At 52.0% G+C, this 25,006-nt stretch carries 16 protein-coding genes; 9 read left to right on the top strand and 7 right to left on the bottom strand.

The genetic code is table 11. From position 1 onward, the window contains the following. Positions 1 to 212 precede the first annotated feature (212 nt). Positions 213 to 1,763, top strand: a complete 1,551-nt coding sequence (locus FYZ48_RS22110; protein ID WP_242022739.1) for an AAA family ATPase — start codon at positions 213 to 215, stop codon at positions 1,761 to 1,763. A 41-nt stretch (positions 1,764 to 1,804) separates the two neighbouring features. Here the strand turns inward: FYZ48_RS22110 and FYZ48_RS22115 are convergent, their stop codons facing one another. Next, positions 1,805 to 2,122, bottom strand: coding sequence for a hypothetical protein (locus FYZ48_RS22115; protein WP_149344389.1), 318 nt, complete (start codon positions 2,120 to 2,122; stop codon positions 1,805 to 1,807). 399 nt (positions 2,123 to 2,521) lie between these two features. On the opposite strand from FYZ48_RS22115, the gene FYZ48_RS22120 reads away from it, so the two are divergent. Then, positions 2,522 to 3,529, top strand: a complete 1,008-nt coding sequence (locus FYZ48_RS22120) for a lysylphosphatidylglycerol synthase transmembrane domain-containing protein (protein ID WP_149344391.1) — start codon at positions 2,522 to 2,524, stop codon at positions 3,527 to 3,529. Between the two features lie 32 nt (positions 3,530 to 3,561). Here the strand turns inward: FYZ48_RS22120 and FYZ48_RS22125 are convergent, their stop codons facing one another. Both FYZ48_RS22125 and FYZ48_RS22130 read right to left on the bottom strand, forming a co-directional pair. Further along, positions 3,562 to 4,449, bottom strand: a complete 888-nt coding sequence (locus FYZ48_RS22125; RefSeq protein WP_149344393.1) for a right-handed parallel beta-helix repeat-containing protein — start codon at positions 4,447 to 4,449, stop codon at positions 3,562 to 3,564. A 129-nt stretch (positions 4,450 to 4,578) separates the two neighbouring features. Beyond that, positions 4,579 to 5,724, bottom strand: coding sequence for a citrate synthase (locus FYZ48_RS22130; protein WP_149344395.1), 1,146 nt, complete (start codon positions 5,722 to 5,724; stop codon positions 4,579 to 4,581). 1,054 nt (positions 5,725 to 6,778) lie between these two features. Here FYZ48_RS22130 and FYZ48_RS22135 point away from each other — a divergent pair. The 5 genes from FYZ48_RS22135 (at position 6,779) to FYZ48_RS22155 (ending at position 18,190) form a co-directional block, all read left to right on the top strand. Beyond that, positions 6,779 to 8,542, top strand: coding sequence for a sigma-70 family RNA polymerase sigma factor (locus FYZ48_RS22135; protein WP_149344397.1), 1,764 nt, complete (start codon positions 6,779 to 6,781; stop codon positions 8,540 to 8,542). A gap of 202 nt (positions 8,543 to 8,744) precedes the next feature. After that, entirely contained in the window at positions 8,745 to 9,560 is an 816-nt protein-coding gene (locus tag FYZ48_RS22140; protein WP_145043037.1) for an enoyl-ACP reductase FabI, read from the top strand. Positions 9,561 to 9,988: 428 nt separating this feature from the next. Continuing rightward, positions 9,989 to 10,609: a hypothetical protein gene (locus FYZ48_RS22145; RefSeq protein ID WP_149344399.1), complete on the top strand. Its 621-nt coding sequence runs from the start codon at positions 9,989 to 9,991 to the stop codon at positions 10,607 to 10,609. 4 nt (positions 10,610 to 10,613) lie between these two features. Next, positions 10,614 to 12,713 carry a flotillin family protein gene (locus FYZ48_RS22150; RefSeq protein ID WP_149344401.1) on the top strand — a complete coding sequence of 700 codons (2,100 nt, stop codon included), beginning with the start codon at positions 10,614 to 10,616 and terminating at the stop codon, positions 12,711 to 12,713. A gap of 152 nt (positions 12,714 to 12,865) precedes the next feature. Then, a complete protein-coding gene (locus tag FYZ48_RS22155; RefSeq protein WP_149344404.1) occupies positions 12,866 to 18,190 on the top strand; it encodes a DNA repair ATPase in 5,325 nt (1,774 codons plus the stop codon). An 18-nt stretch (positions 18,191 to 18,208) separates the two neighbouring features. Here the strand turns inward: FYZ48_RS22155 and FYZ48_RS22160 are convergent, their stop codons facing one another. Then, a complete protein-coding gene (locus tag FYZ48_RS22160) occupies positions 18,209 to 19,585 on the bottom strand; it encodes a DUF1501 domain-containing protein (RefSeq protein WP_149344406.1) in 1,377 nt (458 codons plus the stop codon). Between the two features lie 243 nt (positions 19,586 to 19,828). Here FYZ48_RS22160 and FYZ48_RS22165 point away from each other — a divergent pair, with 243 nt between their 5' ends. Continuing rightward, positions 19,829 to 20,323, top strand: coding sequence for a hypothetical protein (locus tag FYZ48_RS22165; RefSeq protein ID WP_149344408.1), 495 nt, complete (start codon positions 19,829 to 19,831; stop codon positions 20,321 to 20,323). 37 nt (positions 20,324 to 20,360) lie between these two features. Here the strand turns inward: FYZ48_RS22165 and FYZ48_RS22170 are convergent, their stop codons facing one another. Both FYZ48_RS22170 and FYZ48_RS22175 read right to left on the bottom strand, forming a co-directional pair. Beyond that, on the bottom strand, positions 20,361 to 22,016 hold the full coding sequence (locus tag FYZ48_RS22170; protein WP_149344410.1) for a hypothetical protein: 1,656 nt from the start codon (positions 22,014 to 22,016) through the stop codon (positions 20,361 to 20,363). Between the two features lie 25 nt (positions 22,017 to 22,041). Next, on the bottom strand, positions 22,042 to 22,767 hold the full coding sequence (locus FYZ48_RS22175) for a hypothetical protein (protein ID WP_149344412.1): 726 nt from the start codon (positions 22,765 to 22,767) through the stop codon (positions 22,042 to 22,044). 270 nt (positions 22,768 to 23,037) lie between these two features. On the opposite strand from FYZ48_RS22175, the gene FYZ48_RS22180 reads away from it, so the two are divergent. Next, positions 23,038 to 23,451, top strand: coding sequence for a hypothetical protein (locus tag FYZ48_RS22180; protein ID WP_149344414.1), 414 nt, complete (start codon positions 23,038 to 23,040; stop codon positions 23,449 to 23,451). A 50-nt stretch (positions 23,452 to 23,501) separates the two neighbouring features. Here FYZ48_RS22180 and FYZ48_RS22185 read toward each other — a convergent pair whose 3' ends face one another. Next, on the bottom strand, positions 23,502 to 24,602 hold the full coding sequence (locus FYZ48_RS22185; RefSeq protein ID WP_149344416.1) for a DSD1 family PLP-dependent enzyme: 1,101 nt from the start codon (positions 24,600 to 24,602) through the stop codon (positions 23,502 to 23,504). Positions 24,603 to 25,006 lie beyond the last annotated feature (404 nt).

The raw sequence follows: 25,006 nt of genomic DNA on the forward strand, positions 1-25,006 counted from the left end.
GCGATGATTAATCAGAGTTGAAAAACAAATTTGACTCGCACATTACCCGAGCTATGTTTGCATTGCAGCGTGTAAAAGCAGGTTGCACTTCCTCTCACTTACATCAAAGCGGGCCTGGCCGGAAAAGATACGACCGGATGATGCGGCTTTTCCATTCAACGCATTAGATGGAATGTGAACCGAATATGTCAGCTCATGAAACTACTTCCGACGTGTCCAATCTTCAATCCAACCATGATGCAAATGAAGCCACAGGGAAAACCGCATCGAATACGGTGAATACCGAAGAGCTTCTGGCCTCACTGAGCATGCTGGAGCTGGCTGCCTCCGAGAATTCTGACGATTCGGACTCGTACGCTGAAGGCGACGCAGATGGCCTGTCGACCTCTGCTCTTCCCGAATTAAGCGAACCCATGCGCGTGATTGGCAAGGATCAGCATCTGAGCCAGTTGTTTAATCGCGTACAGTCCCTGTTGAAAGGGAGTACCGAAGAATCGCAGGGGAAATTCGTTCCACAGTGTCCGGAAACGCTGGATGATACCGGTTTGACCCAGGATGAAATCGAGAGATTGATCCTGAAGTATCTGCTGGCGAAAGGGACTCAAACGGGACGCCAGATCTGTAAGCAGATCAAGTTGCCCTTTGGAATTGTGGACGCCATTCTGAAGCGTGCCAAGCAGGATCAGCTGGTTGCTTATGGCAGTACTGCCGAAATGGGTGACTATGAATTCATGATTACCGAACTTGGTCGGGAGCGCGCACGACGGTATACGCAGGAGTGTACCTATTTCGGAGCGGCCCCCGTCTGTTTTAAAGACTATCTCAAGGCGATGGAACTGCAGAGCATTGCCAAGCAGGAAGCCACCCAATCGGATCTGAAAGAAGCGTTTTCCGATCTGATTATTAATCCCAAGATGCTTGATCGCCTGGGACCTGCGGTCAACTCAGGTCGGGGGATGTTCCTGTTTGGCGAAGCGGGTAACGGGAAGACGAGTATCGCAGAGCGGATAACCAAAGCCTTCGGTTCGACGATCTGGATTCCTCGCTGCCTGGGCATCGATGGAGACATTATTCGGATCTTTGACCCGGGACTTCATGAAGAAGTCGTCCAGGAAGAGACAGCCGAGGGCTTGTTTGACCTGTCCGGCATTGATCAGCGGTGGGTGCAGATTGTGCGTCCTACGGTGATCGCCGGGGGGGAACTCACCATGAAGGAACTGGAAATTACGCAGAATCAGCAGACCAAGATCTGTGAAGCCCCGCTACAGTTGAAGAGTAACTGCGGGACGTTTGTGATCGACGACTTTGGACGTCAGCGCATGCCCGTAGATGAGTTACTCAACCGCTGGATTGTTCCATTGGAAAAACGCTATGACTTCCTGAACCTGCCCAGCGGGAAAAAGATTCAGGTGCCCTTCGACCAGTTGATTATCTTTTCGACGAACCTGGAGCCGAAGGATCTGGTCGATGCTGCGTTTCTGCGACGTATTCCCTACAAAATCGAGGCCCTCGATCCCTCCGAGGAGGAATTCCGGGCCTTGTTTGAGTTGATGTCACCGATCATGGGCTTTCAGTTTGACGAGGAGGCTTACCAGCACCTGGTCGATACGCACTACAAAGCCGTTGATCGACCGTTCCGCGCCTGTCAGCCGCGTGACCTCCTGTTACAGGTCAAGAACTTCTGCACCTACAAGGAACTGCCGCGCAAACTCAGCGCGGAGGCATTCGACTTTGCTGTCGAAAACTACTTCTCTGTGATGTAAGTCCTCGAACTACCGTTATCCTGGGAAGGATTTCAGCTGTTTCAGGCAGGCCATTCTGTATCACAGCATTCACAACGGAAGCCGACAACCGTGGATGTTCCCGGAATCATCCGGTTCCTGCGGTTGAGCAAGCCGTCTCGCAGTTCCAGTTTCTCAACTGAGGAACTGTTGCATGCCGGGCACTGCTGATTTTGAAACAGGATCCGTGCGCGGTTCAGAACCCAGTCAGTCTGCCGTTCGAACCGGGGCTGACGGTTAAGTGCCCGACGGAATGGCAGAATCGTTGGTTGAGATTCTGTCTGTGCGACGGGGGTTTCGGTGGTAGTTTCTTCGGGGTAATAGATTTTTAAAACGCTCATCCATGAGCTCCTTACGTTCAATCCCTTGATAAAATATTCCTGTAAATCCGAACTGGAATCTTTATGGGGTAGAGTCCCTGCACGCAGTTTGATATTGGGAAAGTATGCCAATACGTGCGAAGAGGAAAGAAGGATAAAATTCTCTTATTAAGTTGGCAAGAGGTTTTAACCTAAAGGTAGGAACATTGTAAAAAATTCCTGTATCAGCGGTGCGATCTCTGTGAAAATAGATAAACATGGAGTTCTAAATGTGTTGTGGATACCGCGGCCGAATAGATTCCCCTTTGAAAAATAAAGTTGATGCGATAAAAGATTTTCCGTTCTGTTGAAGTATTCTGCTTTGTTCGCTGACTGTGTTCTGGAGAGATTCCCATTAATAAATCAAAACTGATCAAGCTGATGCTGGGTGTCATCGTCACGATTGCCTGCCTGGTGGCGGCACTCTGGGGAGTCAATCTGCAGCAGATTCAGGAGAGTTTTCGCCAGGCAAATTACTGGACGTTGCCCGTGATGCTGGGATTGCTGTTTCTCTTCTTCTGGTTGAAAGCCTATCGCTGGCGGATGCTGCTGCAACCGGTCAAGAAGTTGAAGATCTCCGAAGTGGCCCCGGCGATGATGATTGGCTTCATGGGGAATAATATTCTGCCTGCGCACCTGGGTGAGTTTTTACGCGTCTATGTCCTTGGGCGGCAGTTTCAGATTCCCAAAACAACCGTGCTCTCAACCGTGGTTCTGGAGCGGCTGTTTGATATTGTGGCGATTCTCTGTTACCTGTGGTGCGGCATTTATTTCGCACCTGGCCTTTCGAAAGATTATCAGACAGCCAGCCTGTTTCTGGCAGGTATTATGCCTGTGATCATCCTGGTGCTGGCCGCGTATCTGATCTGGACGGAAGCAGTGATTGGCCTGTTTCAGAAACTGTTCAGTCTGATTCCCTTTCTACCGGAAAAGCTGACGCATCTCGTATTGGAAATGATGCGTGCGGGAGCGGAGGGCATGGCTTCGATGAAAAGCGGGCGACTGGCATTTGGGATCATCTGGACCTCATTTGCCCAGTGGTTTATCAATGGCCTGAGTATTCTGGTGGCGCTCTGGAGTTTCCAGATCGAGATCACTCCCCTGGCGGCGTTTGTGGTGCTGGGAGTGACTGCATTCGGGGTGACGGTCCCCGCGACACCTGGATTTTTCGGGGTGGTTCAGTTTTGCTTCAAAATCAGTCTGCAGCCGTTTGGTGTGCCTGAAGCGAAAGCATTTGCCGCCTCCATTTACTATCACCTGGTGCAGTATATTCCCGTGACACTGGTAGGCCTGTATTACTCGAATCGGACTGGCCTGAAGCTGAGCGATGCCGAGCGGGAAGCGGAGAAGGAACTCGAAGATCTGGAAGGGCAGGACGGCGAACACTAGCCGATTGCAGCATCAGGATGTTGCCGCGAAGCTTACGGTTTCACTTCGACCTCTTTGCCCAGTTGTGTCTGCTTCACATTGGCCACACCCTGTTCGGTAATGAGCAGGTCTTCTACGCGGTTGTCGATCAGTTTGGAATCGATGACTTCGACCTGGCTGGTCCCGTTGACGGACAGTCCACAGCGACCGTTTCCGGTGCAGGTGACTTTATCCAGCACGATCTCTTTGCAGCGATCATGGACATTGATGCCATCCACGCGGAAATTTTCAAACGTGACATCTGAAATCTGTACTCCCGAAACATCAATCAGCGAGAGTCCGACTGACTTCCCGGCCAGTGAGAAGGATTCCATCCAGGGCTGCTGGTTTTTCTGTTCGCGATAGAAGATGGATCCATGGTGCACCGCCCATTTTCCTGCAGGAATTTCGGAGAGCTGCAGGGCTTCGCCCGAGGCGGGTTTAAATTCAGGTACGGGTTTCCCGTCCAGGTACAGGTTAAAATAACCTTTGCGAAAGGGGGTGACTTTCCAGAGTCCGTCGTCCAGCTTGCGCCAGCCATTTTGAGGGACCGGGATCGCACCGCTGATGGTGGCACCATTCCCGAGGATCGTGAATTTTTCCTTACCCAGCCCGCTGTGCCGTTTGCCGGAGAGCGTCAATGCTTCCTCGTAAGGCAGATCATTGTTGATTAGAATGATCTTGTCTCCGGGGCCGGCATACTCGAGGGCCCGCTGAATCGTTTTGACAGGGCCATTCTTGCCATTGTTTGTTTTAGGGGCGATACCGTTGAAGGAATTATTGCCCGCGCGATTGTCGACGTAGATCACGCCACATTCTGCTGTGATTTGCCAGCCAGACAGGATCAACAGCAGGCACAGGCACCGGATCTGAAATCGGACACTTCGGCTGGCATTTGGCATTGCGGGCTCCCTGACTGATTTCTGTCGCCAGATTGAACTGATTAAGCGTTTGGTTGTGTAGTTACAAAATGCAGAAAAAACCCCGGCAACCTGGCCGGGGTTTTTGGAGTGCGAGTTGAAAACGTCGTTTTAACGCTGGCTGACCGGAATGTAAGAACGTTCTTCGTAGCCGATGTAGTTCGCCTTGGGGCGGATGATTTTGTTGCCATCCAGCTGTTCCAGAATGTGAGCACACCATCCCGCGATCCGGCTGGATGCGAAGATACAGGTGAAGAGATCGCCGGGGATACCCATGTAGTGCTGCAGGCTGGCCGAGTAGAAGTCGACGTTGCAGTTCCGCTTGATTTCCGCGTAGACCTGCTTTTCCATTTCGATCGACATTTCGTACCACTTGGGTTCGCCGGTCTCTTCTCCCAGTCGACGGGACAATTCTTTGAGGTGCTTGGCACGCGGGTCTTCCACCTGGTAAACCGCGTGGCCAAAGCCCATGAATTTGCCTTTGTTTTCCCGCACATTTTTGATGTAGGGAGTGATGTTCTCGATGGAACCGATTTCGAACAGGGTCTTGAGAACTTCGGTGTTGGCACCGCCGTGCAGTTTCCCCTTCAGGGCACCGATGGCTCCGGTGATTGCGGAGTAAATATCGGGGAGTGTGGCGATGATCACCCGACTGGTGAACGTACTGGCGTTCAAACCGTGTTCTGCGTGCAGGGTGAGAATCAGGTCCATGGCGCGGGTCGCGTCTTCGCTCGGCTTTTCACCGTTGAGCATATACATGAAGTTGCCCGCGTGGCACAGACTGGAATCGGGTTCCACAGGCTCCAGACCTTTACGAATCCGATGGATGGCGGCAACCATTGTGGGGATTTGAGAGATCAGTTTGATCGAGATCTCCAGCCGTTTTTCGTAAGACTCTTCTTCGGCATCCGGATCGTAAACACCAGCCAGAGAGGTCAGTGACCGCAGCAGCGCCATTGGTGGTGCTGACTCAGGCAGGTTCTTCAGGGTGTCGATCAGTTCTGCGGGGATGCTGCGATGTTTCTTCAACTCGTTCTGATAGTCTGTCAGTTGAGATTCGTTGGGAAGTTCGCCATTCAGCAGCAGGAATGAAACTTCCTCGAAGGTTGCGTTTTCCGCCAGGTCATCGATGTTGTAACCACGATACAGCAGCTTCCCTTCAGTACCGTTGACTAAACAGATGGAACTGTCGGCTGCAATGATTCCTTTGAGACCCTTGACAGCTTCGCTTGATGTTTTCTCTGTGTCTGCACTCATTTGAACTGATTTCACTTTCTCATCTACAGCCAATAAATTTACAGTAAAGGGTAGCTATCACGTAAACGAAGGCTCTGGTCTGGCGGTTACCCGCCTTAATTGTTTTTAAACAATGTATTGAAAACGCCTCGACAACCAGTATATCAAGCCCGGGTATAAGTTCAATCAAGACCAATTGTTTCCCAGAGGACATCTCCAGAACTGTCGGGCCGGTTTCAGAACAACTGTCAAAGCTGGAAGATCCCCTAAATGTTCAGCAGAGGATCTAAATCGGGGGATTGACTATTTGGGGTGGGGTGTGAAAATAACAGTATGCGACGGAACGTCTTGGGGAAGCTGTCTCAGTGTGGAGCCCTTAAATTGCTGCACAATTGAGATTTAAATCCCATGAACAAGCCTGTGGACGGAGGTGGATCTGGCTCTGCGAGTGCAGGCAGGATTTAGTCGTAAGTTATTGACAGGTAAAGCTTGAGAGGTTTTTTACAAATTTTTAATTCGTGATGGGGATTTCCGTAGACGTTACAGAAAGTTGTGGTAGTATGGGGCTATATGAGCTGGAGGCTTATTGGCTTTTTCAGGTTCTCGGGAGTTGTAAGGATGCCTTGGGAGAGAACCCTCTTGAAGAATGATGTTGGCGAACCGGATGCTCCGACTAAGAGCACGAGTGCGTATTTGAGCAATGCCAGCGGCAGTTTGTTCTACGCGACGCCCAATCTACCTCAAAAGACCAGGTTCTGCTTTGAGCCTTTCTCCGCGCAGTTGATGTTACTGAAGGACTATTTCGCCGGGCTCAGAGAACGTCTTCAGGTTTTGATGAGTTTTATGATTATTTCACTGTCTGACTCTATAGGAAGCAGACAGGTATGAGTAGAGTGGCATTAGAACATGTCCACTCAATTAATACAGATATAACAACAGGAAAAGGGATGTCAGATGGTCAGCTTTGACGCTTTAGATCAGACGTTCCTTTTATTCTCATAAACAAAAACGCCGTGGTTACGCACGGACGTGTGACCGACAGAATTTTGCAAATACATATTAAAGGGAGTGACCCGTGCACCGTTTCGATGCCAATCTGAATTCATTATTTCAGGAAGCGGAAGAACAAGGTTTTCTAACATTTCAGCAGGTCCATACCTTCCTGCCTGATGAAGGTGGCGATCCGTCTCTGATCGAGTACATCGTCGTCGGTCTGGAAGAGCGTGCCCTGGACCTGATTGATGATCCGAATGCAGATATTGATGAGGAAGAAGTATCTGCGATGGATACATCTGCAGAAACGGACCCGGAAGCTTCATCCAATTCAGACGATGATGACGATTCCAATTCGTCGATGGTGGAAGCTGAAACTTCACTCTCTTCACGCGATCCCATTCGCATGTACCTCAGCCAGATGGGTAACATTCCACTGTTGAGTCGTTCGCGTGAAATTTTTCTGGCAAAGAAAATCGAGATTACGCGCAAGCGGTTCCGCCGCACTGTGCTCGAATCTGACTTTGCACTGAAGATTGCCATCGATACTCTGGAGAAAGTTTACGCGGGTGAACTGCCCTTCGAACGCACACTGCGAACTTCTGATACTGAGGATGCCACCAAAGATCAGATCATGGGCCGGATGCCTTTTAATATCGCCACTTTGCAGGCGTTAATGGAGAAAAATCGGGACGATTTTGAAAAACTCGAATCGGGTGAAGCCGGCAAGGTCGAACAGCGCGAGATTCGCAGACGCATGCGAGTCCGTCGTCAGAAAATGGCGACTCTCTGTGAAGAACTCTGTCTGCGAACTCAGCGTCTGCAGCCTGTCCTGAAACGTATTCACCAGATTGCCGGTCGGATGCGTGAAGTACAGGAACAGCTGGAAGACTTTCGGCAACTGCGTCACAAGACAACGGACACACGCCTGCTGGAACGCGAACTGGCAGAACTGACAACCATGGTTGTTGAATCGGCCGATGACTTTCAGAGTCGTTCACGCGAAATCAAACGTCGCTTTGATGACTGGACGGAAGCGAAACAGCAGCTTTCCGGCGGTAACCTGCGACTGGTTGTTTCGATCGCCAAGAAATATCGTAACCGTGGTCTGAGCTTCCTCGACCTGATCCAGGAAGGAAACGCCGGCCTGATGCGGGGCGTGGAAAAATACGAGTACCGCCGTGGTTACAAGTTCTCAACTTACGCTACCTGGTGGATTCGTCAGGCAATTACCCGTGCCGTTGCTGACCATGCCCGGACGATTCGTATTCCCGTCCACATGTTCCAGAGCATCTCGACCCTCAAAGCCCGCAGCGAACAGATTCGCCAGGAAACCGGTCGCGAACCGACCATGGAAGAACTGGCTGATTCCGTCGGACTGGGTGTGGAAGAGACTGAGCGGATCATGAAGACCTGGAAGCATCCGATCAGCCTGGATACACCCGTCGGAGAGAGCGAAGACAGCAGCTTCGGCGATTTCCTGGAAGACGGACACGAATCTTCACCCGCCGATGCCGCGATGCGGGAAATGCTCAAAGACAAAATCGAGCACGTGCTCAAAAGTCTGACCTATCGCGAACGGGAAATCATTCGTCTGCGATATGGTCTGGGTGACGGTTACAGCTACACCCTCGAAGAAACCGGTCGTATCTTCAAGGTGACCCGCGAACGTATCCGTCAGATCGAATCCAAAGCCCTGCGGAAACTGCAGCACCAGACGCGAAGTGCTCACCTGCGTGGGTTCGTGGATGCCATCTTCCCCAATAAGGAAGATGAGGAAAATCAGACAGAAGAGGGTGTTCAGTCAGAACAGGAATCCTCCAGCATGGTCGGAGCACTGGAATAAACCAGCTCTGATCTGAAATTGATACTCCTTAGATTCAAGGCGGTTTGTTGTTTTCACGAACAACAGGCCGCCTTTGGCTTTTCTATTGGCGGCAATTCGAATAGTTTATACGCTGTATTAAGACGCGATTAACAGTAGCAGATTGAATATCCCCGTCACTTCAATCTATCTGGATTTTTAAAAATTTACGGAGTATCACAGCATGGGGCTTTTTGAAGGTAAAAAAGGTCTTGTATTTGGCATTGCGAATGACCATTCCATCGCCTGGGCGATTACAGAGAAGCTGTATGATGAGGGAGCCGAGATGGCTTTCACACACCTTCCCGATAAAGACCCCGAGCGTCCCCGCATGGAGCGTCGGCTGAGGAAGCTGGTAGAGCCACGTGGGGCAGAGATCATGCTTCCCTGCGATGTGACCAAAGAAGAAGACCTGGACAAGGTGTTCGACAAGATTAAGGCTGAGTACGGACAAATTGATTTTCTGCTGCACTCAATCGCCTATGCTCCCATGGACGACCTCAAGGGACCGGTTTACAACGTCAGCCGGGATGGATTCAAGCTCTCGATGGAAATCAGCGTTTACAGCCTGATCACCATCGCCCGTCGTGCCCGTGAAATTCTCAAGCCGGGCGGCAGCATGCTCACGTTGAGCTACCTCGGCGGTGAGAAAGTGATTCCCGGTTACAACGTCATGGGAATCTGCAAGTCCGCACTGGAAAACACCGTAATGTATCTGGCCAACGAACTCGGCCCTGAAGGCATTCGCGTAAACAGCCTGAGTGCTGGCCCGCTGAAAACACTCAGCTCTTCAGCCGTGGGTGAGTTTGACGTGATGATGAAGCTCTATTCCACCATGTCACCCTTGCGGAAGAACATTACTCCGGATGACGTCGGCAAAGCAGGCATGTACCTGTTGAGCGACCTCTCGAGTGGTGTTTCCGGTGAGAATCACCATGTCGATTCGGGTTACCACATCATGGGGGCTCCGCCAATCGAATTACAGCAGATGGAAGGCTAAGCCTGCTCCCTGCTGGCAATCAGCATAATCCTGTTGAACCACCTGTTGCACAGAATCGTTGCAACAGGTGGTTTTTTCATGCGCGGTATGCTTCGGAGGCGAGGAGTCATTACTTGAGTCGTTTTTATTTCTTCACAGAAGATTTCCCCGTTTTTGATTCTGATTTCCCTACAGGGGGTGTGTGCTGAACAACTGCCTTTTTGGGCGCGATTCCTCTATCGGGAAAAAATCTGCCGGATTGCCCGGTTTTCGTGATCCGTGGACTGATTTTTACGTTCTTTAGTCTGCCAAATCTGATTTATGGTTCATACTGAAAGAACCATACTCGTTGGATTCTCTTTCCAGCGAGGTACGGGAGGATTTCGCACTTCCCTGCTGTCCGGGAGGTGTGAGCTGATTTTTATTTCCTTTAAAGCTGAAAGCCCGCCGTGACTGAATTACTGCACGCAGCTCTGAACTGGCCCACCCTGCCGGCAACGGTACTGGTCGCCATCTGCGTGCTGTACTGGCTGTGTGTGATTATCGGGGTGTTGGACTTCGATCTGCTGGATTTTGATCTGGACTTTGAAGTCGGGGGAAATGGCCCGTCCATTCTGGATTTTGGTTTCATCGGTTTGAAGTTCCTGAATCTCGGTGAAGTGCCCGTCATGGTCTGGATGAGTATTTTCTCGCTCAGTATGTGGATGCTCTCCATCAACTTCGATTCCAAGGTCGAGATTCAATCTGCGATGGACTATCTCCCGCTGTTCCTGAGAAATCTGGGGATCAGCCTGGTCGTGACCAAGTTGATCACGCAGCCATTCAAGGGCTATTTTCAGTTTACTCCTCCCAATCAAATCGAAACATTGTTAGGCAAATCATGTTATGTGACCAGCAGTTCGGTCACTGAGAAGTTCGGCCAGGCCGAACTGGAGACGGAAGGAGCCCCTCTCAAGCTGCATATTCGTTCGGAAGACGAAACAATCCAGAAGGGAGATCTGGTACGTCTGACGGATTATAACCAGGAAACACAGGCCTTTTACGTCGTTAAAATTAACCAGGAGTCCTAAGATCATGTCCATATCGGTACTTCAGTTACCCACAGCTCAACTGCTGGGGGTCGATTTATTCAGTGGGTCCATTGTCACCGCAATTGTCGTGATCGGGATCGTGCTGGCTGGTTTTGCGATGGCACTTTCCCGCTTCTATCGCAAGGTTGGACCGGAAGAGGCTCTGGTGCGAACCGGGGTCGGTAACCTCAAGGTCGCCAACGGGGAAGGGATCTTTGTAATTCCGATCCTGCACCGTGCCGACCAGATGGACCTCTCGGTCAAACGGATCGAAATTTTCCGTAAAGGGGAAGCAGGTCTGATCTGTCGGGATAATATCCGGGCGGATATCGAAGTGGCTTTCTTCGTGAGAGTCAACAATACTTCGAATGACATTCGCAACGTGGCGCAATCTCTGGGTTGTAAACGCGCTTCCAGCCGGGAAGCCCTGATCGAACTGTTTGATGCCAAGTTCTCGGAAGCTTTGAAGACGGTCGGTAAGCATTTTGACTTTGTGGAACTCTACAACGAGCGGGACAAGTTCAAGGAAGAGATTCTCAAGATCATCGGTACCGATTTGAACGGGTATATTCTGGATGACTGTGCAATCGACTTCCTGGAACAGACTCCGCTTGAGAAGTTGAGCCCGACCAACATTCTGGATGCGGAAGGGATCAAGAAGATCACCGACCTCACCTCTCGCGAGCACGTACTGGCCAACAATATTACGCGGGAAAAAGAAAAGACAATCAAGAAGCAGGACGTGGAAGCCCAGGAAACGATTCTGGAACTGGAACGTCAGCGGGTCGAAGCGGTTGAGAAACAGAAGCGGGAAATCGCATCGTTGACGGCTCGTGAAGAAGCCGAAGCTCGTCAGGTAGAACATCAAGAGCGTCTGAAAGCGGAATCCGCGCGGATTCGCACCGACGAAGAACTGTCGATCGCCGAAGAAAACAAACTCCGCCAGATCATTGTAGCTCAGAAGAACAAAGAACGGACCGACGCGGTCGAGACCGAACGGGTTGAAAAAGACCGCTTGCTCGAAGTCACGGAACGTGAACGGGTTGTCGGCATCGCTGATATCGAGAAAGATAAAGCGATCGAAGTTGAAAAACGGAACATTCAGGAAGTGATCCGCGAGCGGGTGATTGTCGAACGGGCCGTGGTCGAAGAAGAAGAACGCATCAAGGATACGCACGAATTCGCGACTGCCGACCGTTTGAAACAGGTCACCGTGACCAAAGCAGAAATGGAAGCCCAGGAAAACCTGGTCAAGGAAGTCAAAGCGGCCGAAGCACAGAAGTCATCTGCCGAATTGCTGGCCGAAAAAATGGTCATCGAAGCCGAAGCCGAAAAGACGGCAACCGAAAAGAAATCGGATGCGATCAAAGTCATGGCGGAAGCCAAAACGGCCGACGGTGCCGCAGAAGGTCTGGCCGATGCCCAGGTCATGATTGCCAAGGCAACCGCCACCGAGAAGACCGGTCAGGCCGAAGCCAACGTGATGATGGCCAAAGCCGAAGCGACCGAGAAGACCGGTACCGCGGAAGCCAACGTGATGAAGCTGAAGTTCAGCTCGGAAGCCAATGGTATCGAAGAGAAAGCCAATGCGATGAAGCTCTTTGACGAAGTGGGCCGCGATCACGAAGAATTCAAGATCAAAATCAACAAGGAAAAAGATATCGAACTGGCGGCGATTACGGCTCAGCAGGAAATCGCCGAAGCCCAGGCCGGTATTGTCGGCGAGGCTCTCAAGTCGGCCCGGATCGACATCGTGGGTGGCGAAACCACCTTCTTCGATAAGATTGTGGACTCGATCAAGAGTGGTAAATCCATCGATCGTTTCGTGCACAACAGTGAAACCCTGACGGATATCAAGAATACGTTCTTCAACGGAAATCCGGACTACTTTGAAGACCAGCTCCAGACCTTTATCTCCCGGTTTGGCATGTCCTTCGAAGATGCCAAGAACCTGTCGATTGCCGCTTTGATCTCACAGCTGCTCGTTCAGGCCGAGAGCAATGAAGACCGTTCGACACTGAACCGCCTGCTGGCGACCGTCAAAAATCTCGGAATCTCCGACCAGAAGGTTTCCTCCTTTATGAAAGCCAAGGTGGAATCGTAAAATAGAGCTGTAAGTCACGCTCTATCTGGACGGATAAGAGGTCTGGTCTGCTCTCTTGTGCCTGGTAAAGCCGGCCGTGAGAGCAGGCATGAGCCTCAGACGAATGCTTCACTCAATCAACCGAAACAGTGAGCCACGGGATTCACGAACAAATGGCGGATTCAGAAAATCATACATCCGAGACTGCAGCCGACAATGCGGATGCCATTGCGCTGGAGAGCAGTACGTATGAAATCATTCAGAACCGTCTGCAGAGTCGTGGTAAGGAACTGCAGTCCCGCCTGTCGCAACTGAATGAACGTCGCAAGGAAGTCTTTGGTTCGATTGAGACCCGGTTACTGGGCAGCGATCGGATTACGACCGAGCACAACTGTGTACCCCGCGATATGCTGGCAGTCGGGAACCGGTTTCTGTTTGGTTATAACGTGCGTTTCGGGCTGAAAACGGAAATCCAGCTGAGTGATGTGTTTTCGGTCTACGAATTCAAAGACGGAACTTATCACAACCTCCCCCTGGATCTGATTCAGGACCCGGCGTTCGAAAAAGATTTCAAGGACATCTACCGCTACTATAAGAATGCGACCTTTGCCAAGTTTTTCGTCAAAGGCCCGTATTTATATATGCTGTTCAAAGTGGGGCAGGGGGCCCGCGATTTTAAAACATTTAAATGGGCCTTCCAGGAAGATCAGCTGGTCTATGTGGATAACCGCAGCGATCACGAAGTGCAGTATCCACCCCAGCAGGAATTCGAGTGGGTGCGGACGCATCGTGATCTGCATTATTCGGGTGCGCATCCTCACATCTCGATCGATGACCGTCTGTTTGTTGAGACGATTGGCGGCGACCTGACCATCAAGATCGAGAACAACACCGATACCGGTGAGGGCATCTATGCGGAACCCGTGGATGACCCGGATCAGACGCTCGATGATGCCGAGATCTTCTATGCATTGATCGGCTCACTGATTCTGCTCAAGATTCGTCCTTACAAAGAATCGAAATTCCGTTACTTCATCTACAATGAAAAGCTGCAGCAGGCCCGGCGGCTGGATTCGATCAAGGATGCCTGTATTCTGCTGCCCGATGATCATGGCCTCGTGTTTTCCAACGGCTATTATCTCCAGAACGGGGATTCGAAGACGTTTGAAACCGACCTGCAGGACATGCTCTACCAGGAACGAATCGCGGCACCGAACGGGGAAGACTTCCTCTACGTCTTCTATCAGCCCGAGCAGGGTGTGCATGTGCTTCTGCAGTACAATGTGATCGAACAGAAACTTGATACCCCAATGATCTGTCATGGGTTTGCGCTGTTCGAAGGGGGCGAGCTGATCTGTTTCTCGGGGCAGGGAGAACCACAGAAACATCACACGATTCAGCTCTGGAAAACGCCTTACGTCAGCGAATCGTTTGAGGTTCCCCACAAGACCGATTCCTATCTCAATAAAATCGGTAATAAGGACATTGTCCGCGGGATGGCAGAGTGCCATGAACTCCTGGGACTGATTTACCGCAGAGACGCTTACGAAAATCTGTATGTCGATCTGGTGAAACAGTCAACGGATGTGCTGGATTCCTATTTCTGGATCAATCATCAGGATACGTATGCCCTGGGTGAAGTGGTCCTGGAGATCAAGAAAGCGGCGGAAGCTGCGGTCACCGAGTATGAAAAGGTTCTGCAGCTCAGGCAGAATACCAGGAAGAAGACCGCTGAAGTCGAAACGCAGACCCGCGAAACCCTGGTTGCCATCGATCATCGCCGGTTCGATCAGATCGATGATTTCGTACAGAGCCTCGCCAGCCTGCGGAGTCTGCGGGGGGATGTCATCTCCCTGCGAGATTTGCGGTATGTGGATGTGACACTGGTCGAACAGCTGGAAGCCAAAGTCAGCGAACGGACCGAAAAACTGGCCGGACGCTGTGTCGAGTTCCTGCTGCGGAAAGATGCCCTCAAACCGTACGCAGACCGGATCTCTGCGGCCTCCGAGAAGATCAAAACAGTCGAGAAAGTCGCCGACGCACGGAAGGTGGAAGAGGAGATCGAAGTCAGTTCTGGTGAACTGGAGATGCTGATCGATATTGTCAGCAATCTGAAAGTGGAAGATACCACGCAGCGGACGGCGATTATCGACAATATCTCCGCCAATTTCTCCCGCATCAATCAGAGCCGGGCGGCGCTGAAGAATCGCATCAAGGATCTGATGTCGGTCGAAGGTGTCGCGGAGTTCAATGCCCAGATCAAGCTGCTGAACCAGGGAGTCGTGAACTACCTGGATGTCAGTGATTCCCCCGAGAAGTGTGATGACTTCCTGACGAAACTGATGATTCAGGTCGAAGAGCTGGAAGGCCGGTTCGCTGAATTCGATGAGTTCGTCGAGCAGTTGACGGAGAAGCGGGAAGAGATCTACGCGGCGTTTGAATCGCGCAAACTGGCGATTGTGGAAAGCCGAAATAAACGGGCCAATTCGCTGGCGAAATCGGCCGAACGGATTCTGACCGGCATTCGCAGTCGGGCCGAGCAGCTCGAATCGATCAACGAGATCAACGGTTACTTTGCCTCGGATCTGATGATCGACAAAGTGCGGGATATCGTACGGCAACTGGGTGAGCTGGAAGACACCGTCAAGGTGGACGATATCCAGAGCCGATTGAAGAGTATTCGCGAAGACGCGGTCCGGCAGTTGAAAGACAAGCAGGAACTGTTCGTTGATGGCGAAAATATCATCCGGCTGGGAAATCGTAATTTTACCGTCAATCGTCAGGCTCTGGATCTGACCACGGTCATGCGGGACGATGTGCTGCAACTGCATCTGACGGGAACCAATTTCTTTTCTGAAATTGAAGACGAACGGCTGCTGGCGACCCGCGATGTCTGGAACCAGGAACTGGTCTCCGAAAACCGGGACGTCTATCGCGTTGAATACCTGGCCTATACGCTGTTGAATTCGCTGGATTCCGATCCGGAAACATCGCTGGAATCGGTGCTGAAACTGACCGATGAAGAACTGCTGGCATTCATTCAGAAGTTTATGGGCCCTCGCTACAGCGAAGGCTATGTAAAGGGAGTGCACGATCAGGATGCACTGCTGCTCGTGAAGTCGTTGCTCAAGATTAAGCCGGCCCTGGGACTGTTGCGGTATCAGCCTGCGGCCCGATCCCTGTCCAGTCTCTATTGGAATTACTTCTGTGCCCCGGAACTGAAAACGCTGTTTGAATCGCAGCTCTCTGGTTTCGGTCGCATTATGCAAGTCTTCCCACAGACCGGAAAACAGCAGTACTATATCAGCGAACTTCAACAACAGCTGACTGAATTCGTACAACGGCTGCATTGTTTCGAGCCGGCGCTGGTTCCCGAATCTGCAGAGTACCTGTTCCAGGAACTCGTGCACGGCAATCAATTCGTGGTCAGTCAGCGGGCGGGAGAGCTGTTCCAGGAATTTGAGAAGTATTTAAAACACAATAACGCACTGGAACGATTCCAGGAGAGTCTCGAAGCGACTCATGCCAATCCGTTGAACTGGTTTTTGCTGGCCCGGGACTGGGTGGGCGCCTACCTGGATCATCTGAATTCCGATGAAGACCGAGATTACCGGGATGAAATTGCCTTACTGCTGCTGGCGGGCAAACTGGATCGTCAGCGACTGATCGATGCCCGCGTGACCGATCAGATCAGCGGGCTCTCGGGTTCGCATGCCCGGATTCAGCAGGGCGAATATCACCTGCACTATAACCGGTTCATGCAGCGGTTGAATGAATTCCAGCAGGTGAAAGTGCCCCGCTTCGAATCTTACGTCACGCTCAAGAAAGAAATCGTCGACGAAGCCCGGCATGCGATGCGACTCGAAGAGTTTCGTCCGCGGGTGTTGACTTCGTTTGTCCGGAACCGTCTCCTGGATGAAGTTTATCTGCCTGTGATTGGCGATAACCTTGCCAAGCAGATGGGGGAAGCGGGCGAACAGAAGCGAACCGACCGTATGGGACTGCTGATGCTGGTGTCTCCGCCGGGCTATGGTAAAACCACGCTGATGGAATACATCGCCAATCGCCTGGGGATCATCTTCATGAAGATCAACGGGCCGGCCCTGGGACACCAGGTGACCTCGCTCGATCCCGCATCCGCACCGAATGCGGGGGCCCGGGAAGAGGTGAAGAAGCTGAACCTGTCGCTGGAAATGGGCGACAACGTGATGATCTACCTGGACGACATTCAGCACTGTAATCCCGAATTCCTGCAGAAGTTCATTTCTCTGTGTGACGCCCAGCGGAAGATCGAAGGGGTCTACGAAGGGGAGACTCGGACCTACGACCTGCGGGGACGCAAAGTAGCGGTCGTCATGGCTGGGAACCCGTATACCGAGAGTGGGGAAAAGTTCCAGATCCCCGACATGCTTTCAAACCGTGCCGACATTTATAACCTGGGTGAAGTGATTGGCGAGCACGCGGATGCGTTCGAAATGAGTTACCTGGAAAACTGCATCACCTCGAATCCGGTTTTGAATCCGCTCTCGTCACGCAGTCAGAAAGACGTTTATACGATCATTCAGATGGCCGAAGATGGAACCGGCGAACGGGGCGATCTGGAAGGCAACTATTCCGTCGAAGAACTGAACGAGATGGTTTCCACGATGAAGAAACTGATTCGGGTTCGCGACGTGATTTTGAGTGTGAACCGCGAATACATCCGTTCTGCGGCCCAGTCAGACGAATACCGGACCGAACCGGCGTTCAAACTGCAGGGGTCCTACCGTAACATGAACCGCATCGCCGAGAAGGTATTTGCGGTGATGAATGACAGGGAACTGGAAACGCTGATTGTTTCCAATTATGAAAACGATGCCCAGACCCTGACCTCGGATACCGAAGCCAACCTGTTGAAGTTCAAGGAACTGATGGGCATCCTGAAGGAAGCCGAGCTGCAGCGCTGGAACGAAATCAAAAAATCATTCCGCAAAAATCAGCAGTTAAAGAGTGTGGGCGGTGAAGATCGCATGGCGCAGGCCATTCTGCAACTGGCGAATGTGGGCGAAGGACTGCAGGACATCCGCGAAGCCATGAACGCCGGCATCGGCAGACTGACAGAAGAGAAAACAGAGACCAACCTGGATCAATATGCCCGCGAATTCGCGGAGCGGTTCCAGAATCTTTCTGAGAGCCTGCACGCGATTCAGGCAGCTCTGAGCTCGGGGACGAAAGATGTGACGACACTGTTTGAGAAGTCACTGCAGACTCGTGAAACGCAGCAGGCGGCTGCTGAGAAACCGGCTGTGGAACCCGACGACCGGATTACCGTGGTCAACAAGATTCCCCGCTCACTGTTGAATGTGCTGGAAACGCAGTTCGACCTGATGCAGGGCTGGATGCAGCCTCTGCTCAATTCTTCGCAGGCCAACCAGGCCGAGTTTCAGGAACTCAAGGATCTGGTGAAACGCTGCATGAAAGACTACAACGCGCTGATTAAACGCGTGGACGACGAGTAACCTGTCTGTTATTCATGTTCATGACAGCTCGTGTAACTGCTCTCCGAAGGGGAGCGTTACAATCGGGCGTCCGGAGTGATCCAGGTAGTGTTTCTCGGTGTTGACCCCCAGGTGCTGGTAGATCGTGGCGAGGACGTCCTGGGGTGTTTTCGGGTTGTCCTTGGGGAAAGCCCCTTTGGAATCGGAAGAGCCGACGACGCGTCCCCCTTTGACGGGGCCTCCGGCAATCGCGGCGCTGAACACATTCGGATAATGGTCGCGGCCTGAATTCTTATTGACCCGCGGGGTGCGTCCGAATTCGCCCCAGGCGACGACGAGTGTCGATTCCAGCAGGCCCCGCTGATCGAGGTCTTCGATCAACGCCGAATAGGCCTGATCCCAGCGGGGGAGGAAGCCGTTCTTCATCGAGTCAAAACCTTCAACGTGCGTGTCCCACCAGCGGCAGTCGACAGTGACCAGTCGCACTCCGGCTTCCACCAGACGGCGTCCCAGCAGGAGCCGTTGAGAGAAGGCACTCGCACTGCAACGCCGGGGGTCCATCGGATCGTATCGGGCTGTGAAGCCATAGCGGTCGCGGGTGCTGTCCCGTTCTGCGTCCAGGTCAAAGGCCTTGCGGGCTTTGTCGGAACTCAGGATGCGGAACGCCTGTTGTTGGAATTCGTTGATCGCATCCAGTTGACCGGAGCGGTCCAGGTCGGTGCGGAACTGGTCGAACCCTTTCAGTAAATCCTTGCGGCGGGAAAATCGATTTTGACTCATGCCTTCGACCAGCGAGAAGTTTTGCAGGGTGAAAGGACCTGCGTTAGCAGGATCGGCCAGGGTTTCGAAGGGTTTGTGTGCGACGCCCAGGTAGGCGGAATCGGTGCCCGGCACCTGGCGGGGAATCATGACATAGGGAGGGAGCTCAGGAGTCAGGTGCCCCAGTTGTTCTGAGACCACGGCGCCACAGCTGGGATGGACGTTGGTGGTGGGATCCGTTCCGGGGGGATAGCCGGTAAACAGGATCTGGTCACCGGCGGAATGTCCGGCGTTGGTGTGGTGCAGGCTGCGGATGATCGACCACTTGTCCATGATGCTGGCACAGCGGGGCATCAGGTCGACAATCTCAATGCCGGGAACCGAGGTTTTAATCGCGCCGAAAGCACCACGGTAGTCGGCGGGAGCCAGTGGTTTGGGGTCCCAGGTCTCGTGTTGTGAAGGACCACCCCGCATCCAGAGAATGATGACCGAGTTCTCTGTCTTCGCTGCAGGGCCGGCGTGTGCTTCGTGTTGCAGTAGTCCTGCGAGTGTCAATCCGGTCAGCCCGAGTCCGCCGGCTTTGAGAAAATCACGTCTCTGCAGATGCAAAGACTTCCGGAACTCTGAGCAGCCTGTCTGGGATTGGCGAAAACTCATGGACTTCTGACTCCGGTGGGAGGGAAACATTAAATATCAGCGCACGTTTATGTTATCGGGATGTGAGAGAAGTGCCAAGGGAAAATGATCAGCTTCAGGTTTTCGGGCGGACTCGAATCCCCTGAAATGCAATTTCAACGGAATTTGAATTTCTTAACATGATTGACATTTTGCAGGGATGGGTATACAAGTGATTTCTGAATGATTGTGTACTGACGAATTGTTTAACGAGGAATGAATCCAATGCTGAATGCGACATCTCTGGTATTAGCTGCTGCAGAACCATTACTGGCCTTTTTTTGCGTCCTGTTTGTGGCGGTTCCGATCGGATTGGCGATTGGCGCTGTCATTCTGCGAGCAGCGATCAGCCTGTTCAATAAATTTGCTGGTTTTGGAGAAGATCACCTGTCGCGCGTCCCCGAGCCTGAGATGCTGAAAGCAATGGGAATTGTTTTCATTACCGGGCTCGTGAACTGGGTTGTGGGCTTTATCATTGGACTGTTTGGGGCAGTCGCGTTGAAAGAAGTGGGCCAGCCGTGGGCAGAATTGCTGCCCGCGCTGTTTTCCCTGCCCTTCAGCTTCCTGGTTGCCTCGGCTTTGCTGGCTGGTCTCTTGCCAACGACCTTTGTGCGTGGGATGGGGGTCGCAGCCTGTCAGTATCTGATTTCGATCCTCATCGCAGTCGTGATCGGGGTGATCTTTGTGGTGATTGCTGCGCTGGTGGCTGGTGCAGCCTGAAAGAGGCGGTTTTCGGAGATGCTTCGTGCAGTGAGATTCAGTGACTCGCGTGCAGTAATCGCTGGGCTGTGACATAGATAAACAGACCCGGATCGAGCCGCATGAGGTTGGCGATTTCGTCCAGTTCTTCGTACTCGATATCGTCTTTTTTGGTGCCGTTCAGGGCTTCCAGGCCCTCGGCGACTTCATCCAGGGGGAGCCAGCAGGTCTGGAAGAAACGCATGATCTCGAACCGCCAGCCGGCGCGATAGTAGCGGTCTCTGAGCCAGTTCGAAGAGAGCGCCGCGAGGATAAAGAAAATAAAGTTGGTGAGTACGATGAGGCCGATGTAGAGCAGCGAGGACCAGAAAGAGGAAAACATCCGAAAGATCAGATAGATAATAGAGATGATCGAAGCCAGAAACAGCAGGACATATGTGGTTGATGTCATTTCAGTGATATTTTGATAGCGACGGCCATAATTTTCATGAAACAGTTGATCGGCCAGTTTCTGAATTTGCGAGTCTCTCTGCTCACTCTCGCTATATTCCACATAGACTTCCACGCGCTCATAGACATCATCGGCGATGAGTTCCCAGAGGATTCGCAGATTGAGCAGCTGTTTGTCCAGCTTGGGGAATTCCGTCAGGAGATCATCTTCGTAGGAGATCAGCAGAAGCTGACATTCAAGGAAGGCCAGGTCGGCTTCGCTCTCGGGAAGTACACTGTAATTTCTGATGGCCCTGTCGATGGTCTCGCGGATGGCACTCTCCTGGATAAACGTGTCCCGCTGCTCACGGTACTGACGGAGCAGGTCCAGCAGGTAATATTCGCGTTCCAGCCAGTAAGGCAGTTCATCGTAGTGGGAGTCGACTTCAGCAAAGATCTGGTCAATCCACTTCTGACTGGCTTTCCAGATGGCCGGTTTCAGAATGTGCAGATAGAAGACCAGCAGGTTGTCGACCCGATGGTCGCGTAAATTGGCTTCGCAGCTGGAGAGTGTCTTGCGAAATATCTTGAAGGGCGCGTTACGGATCAGGCGATCCCAGCCTTTTTCAGTCAGATAATAAAAGCGGTCTGAGTTGACGATGCGAGACGTTTTGAGCAACAGGGACGCGAGTTCCTTCAGTGGAATTTCCTGAGAGAAGTACTGTTTCAGTAATTCGAACAGCCCGGGCTCTTCCTGGTGAACCTTGAGGCCTTCCAGGATCCAGCCTGCAAAATGGCCTTTCGTCTCAGGCAGCAGGTCCGCAAAGACCGCCAGCGCGTAATAATCGTAGGGAGATTTTGAGGTCTGCTGTTTCAATTCCGCATACAGCACGTCGATCGGTTCGTCTTTGAGTCGCTCCAGCAGACCTGTTTTCTGGCCTTTGTCTGTTGCTTCGCTGGACGAATTGTAGAGCGGATCTGCAGCGGGTGAGCCTGTCAACTCATTCTGGAGTTCGGAATCGGACTGTTCCGTATCACTCGACCAGTCAAACTGCAGGTGTTGTGAACTCGGCAGGGGCTCGCCATAGCGGAGCGCGTCGTTCAGGGATTCAAACGCGGCGCGGATTTTCTGGAATTCCTCCGGGAATTTTTCCGGTTTGAATTTCCGAATAAAGGAATTGTATTTCCGTTTCAGATCGAGGACATCGTAATCCCCCTCCAGGCCGAAAAAATCTTCCGGTCGGTCAGGCAATAATTCCCATTGTGGCTCATCGGGGCCACTCATATCCGGCTCCTCTGTAAGGTTAGGCTCAGCCGAGAAAACTCAACAGCATGCTGAGAAAGTCTGAGGCATAAACGATGATGAATCCCAGGATTAACATCACAAACAGGTAGGTGATTCCATAGACCACCCTGTTGACCGCCCAGAAGAAATTATCCAGCGTCGAAATGCGATTCCGCTTCGCCAGCAGCTGATTGATCCAGACTTTCTCCAGCTCGTATAGTTGGGGAAACTCTTTTTTGATGATCTGAGCCAACTGACGGTATTTTTTGGGCTTGGGGAAGCGGGGGCTCATCAGTCCGCGGCGGGATTCTTCCAGGAATTTCATGCGGAGCGTGACTGCTTTGGCGGGTGGGGCAATGACCAGTTTACAGAACTTGTCATAAAACTCCGGGAAACAACGGGGGTGCGTTTTGAGTTGTTGGAACAGGGGCCTGCATTCTGCAACGGATTTGAGTTTGCTGTGAAAGATCGCCAGTTGGGGGAACGGTCTGGTGTCGATAGCCTTGAGTCGTTGCTGAAGTTTTCTGTCATCAAGTGACCAGAACGAACTTCTCAGCTTGTCCAGTTGTTCGCTGACTCGCTCTTTCTGCGTCAGGTCTGAATCTGGTTCGTCCGTGAATTGTTGCTTTGAGGTTGCTGGTTTGATCAGGCGCAGCCGCCGGTGCAGAATCTGATCGGCTTCTTCCAGGGGATTCAACAGCAGCATCTGGCGTGCGTATTCGAGCTGATGATCAGCGTCAGGCTGATTCAATTTCGAGTTCCTTTACTGGATGTGCAAGGGGAATCACGAGCGGACAGGGGCCGACTGTGGAGTTTTGTCTGAACAGTTCTCTTTAATGAAATACTACCGGCATTCCCTGAAAATGCACACCGGAAATGTGTTTTTATTCAGTGTGTTTTTGTATTCTGAAAAAGGTGCTGAACTGTTCTGCGGCGCAGGCATGGAGCCAGACGTATTTCTGCAGTGACGCTTGTCGGGGACAGGAAAGAAATGAGTTTTACATAACAGGTAGCAGATTTTATGGAACGCTTTCTCGTCAATATCTTCCTGTCCATCCTGATCTGGGGGGGCGTCGGAGGGATGCTGCTGCGGGCCTACGTGGATAAAACGAATGGTCTGATTGTAGACGATCCAATTGAGAAACCGTCGCGAATGAAAGCATTTGCCATCATGGGCTTTCTCTCGGTGTTCAATATGGCGGGGGTCTTCTTTCTGAATATCATCTGGCATGTGCAGAAATGGGACGTACCCCACGTTGTCGAACAGGCCATACTTTGCCCGGGAATGATTCTGACCGGTATGTTTCTGTTTGCGCTCGTGTTACCCGCGACGCTGAAGAAAGCGGCGGTCACCTCGGCCTTCTGTAATCTGGCCTTCCTCGGAGGGGCGGTGCTGATCTTTGTGGTCAGGCACCTGCAGACCATGATCCACTGAGCCTCGACGCTGCGAGGCTCAGATTTAGATCATGTTGGTCAGTCTGGAGCTTACTGAATTTTGCCACGACCCTGGATCGGCCAGACAACTTCCAGACGATCGTTGCGGAAACCGTAGAAGTTTTCGTGCAGGATCGTGGTGAAGTCGGCGTAGCCGGGGATCAGCTCGATCTTGTCGCCGATCTTGAGGTCCTGAGATTCGGGACCCAGGTTGACGGCACAGTGTTCTGCACTCAACGCGGTGACTTCGGCATCCGGCCAGGCTTTGACCAGGGGAAGCTGGAAGTCGGGGTGCATTGTTTTACGACCGCAGTCGAGCACCATGCGTCCCTTTTCCGGGCGACTGACGACGGTTGCCAGGACGCTTAAGGAGTAGTCGAGGCCGGTCAGACTGCATTTGTTGACGTACATCGGGTCAGCGAAGATGCCGCCGCCCGCCTGCAGTTCGGTGATGCCTTCGCAGTTCGAGGTGATCTGGTAGGAACCGGTACCGCCGGCACTGACGATTTCGCATTGAATGCCTTTGGCTTCGATGGCGGTTTTACAGCCGACGAGCGTTCGCATCGCTTCTTCGATTTTCTGTTGTTTTTCTTCCGGATCCTGAACCTGCAGCAGGTGTCCTTCATAGCCCATGATGCCGGCGAGTTCGACACCTTCGAGTTTATCGATGGCCATGGCGAGGTCGAGCGTGTCCTGCCCTGGACGTGAGCCGACGCGGTTGAGGCCGATATTCACTTCAGGCATCATGCGGCAGACAACGCCGGCATCGGCACACATTTTTGCCAGTGGTTCGATCTGGGCGAAGTGGTCGCAGGCGATGATGGGGCGGGCATGACGGCAGAGAGAGACGACGCGTTCCCATTTGGTTTTGCCGACAATCATGTTGGCGATGAGGATGTCTTTGACGCCGGCGGCTGCCATGACTTCGGCTTCGGAGACCTTGGCACAGGTCACGCCGATCGCACCGGCTTCCATCTGGGCGAGGGCAATGGCGGGGGTTTTATGACATTTTTCATGGGGCCGCCAGGTCTTTCCGCGGCTGAGAATATAGTCGGACATCTTCTGAATATTTGATTCCATAATATCCAGGTCGATGCAGAGTATAGGAGTGTCGAGGTCGAACTTATGTGATCCAATAACAGACTGAGTCATGAAAATTCCTAAAATCCAAAAGGTCTCTGAACGCATCAAAGTTGATTACCAGATAGTACCGTAACCGTTTAAAAATCGCAGGGCTACGAATGGAATTCTTGAATTCGGACAATATTAAAAAAACTTTTGCCACTCCGTTGACAGTTCTGAAAATCCACGATAAACTCCGCGTCCCCATTGAAGTTCAGGCACTTAATTGTCGATGAAAAATGGACACTTAAGAGCTGACAGCTTTGATGAATGATCTTTGACAAAATGGTTGGTGGCCCCAAATTTTAAGAGTGGATGCCAGAATGTTATGTGATTGTCCTTCGGGATGGTCACAGAACGATTCAGGTCAATTTAAAATTATTGAGCCAATCTGTAGCGCATCAGGCAGGCGACCTGTCGGATGTTGATTGGCG

It is taken from the genome of Gimesia chilikensis (assembly GCF_008329715.1).
In the GTDB taxonomy this organism is placed as follows: Bacteria; Planctomycetota; Planctomycetia; order Planctomycetales; family Planctomycetaceae; genus Gimesia; species Gimesia chilikensis.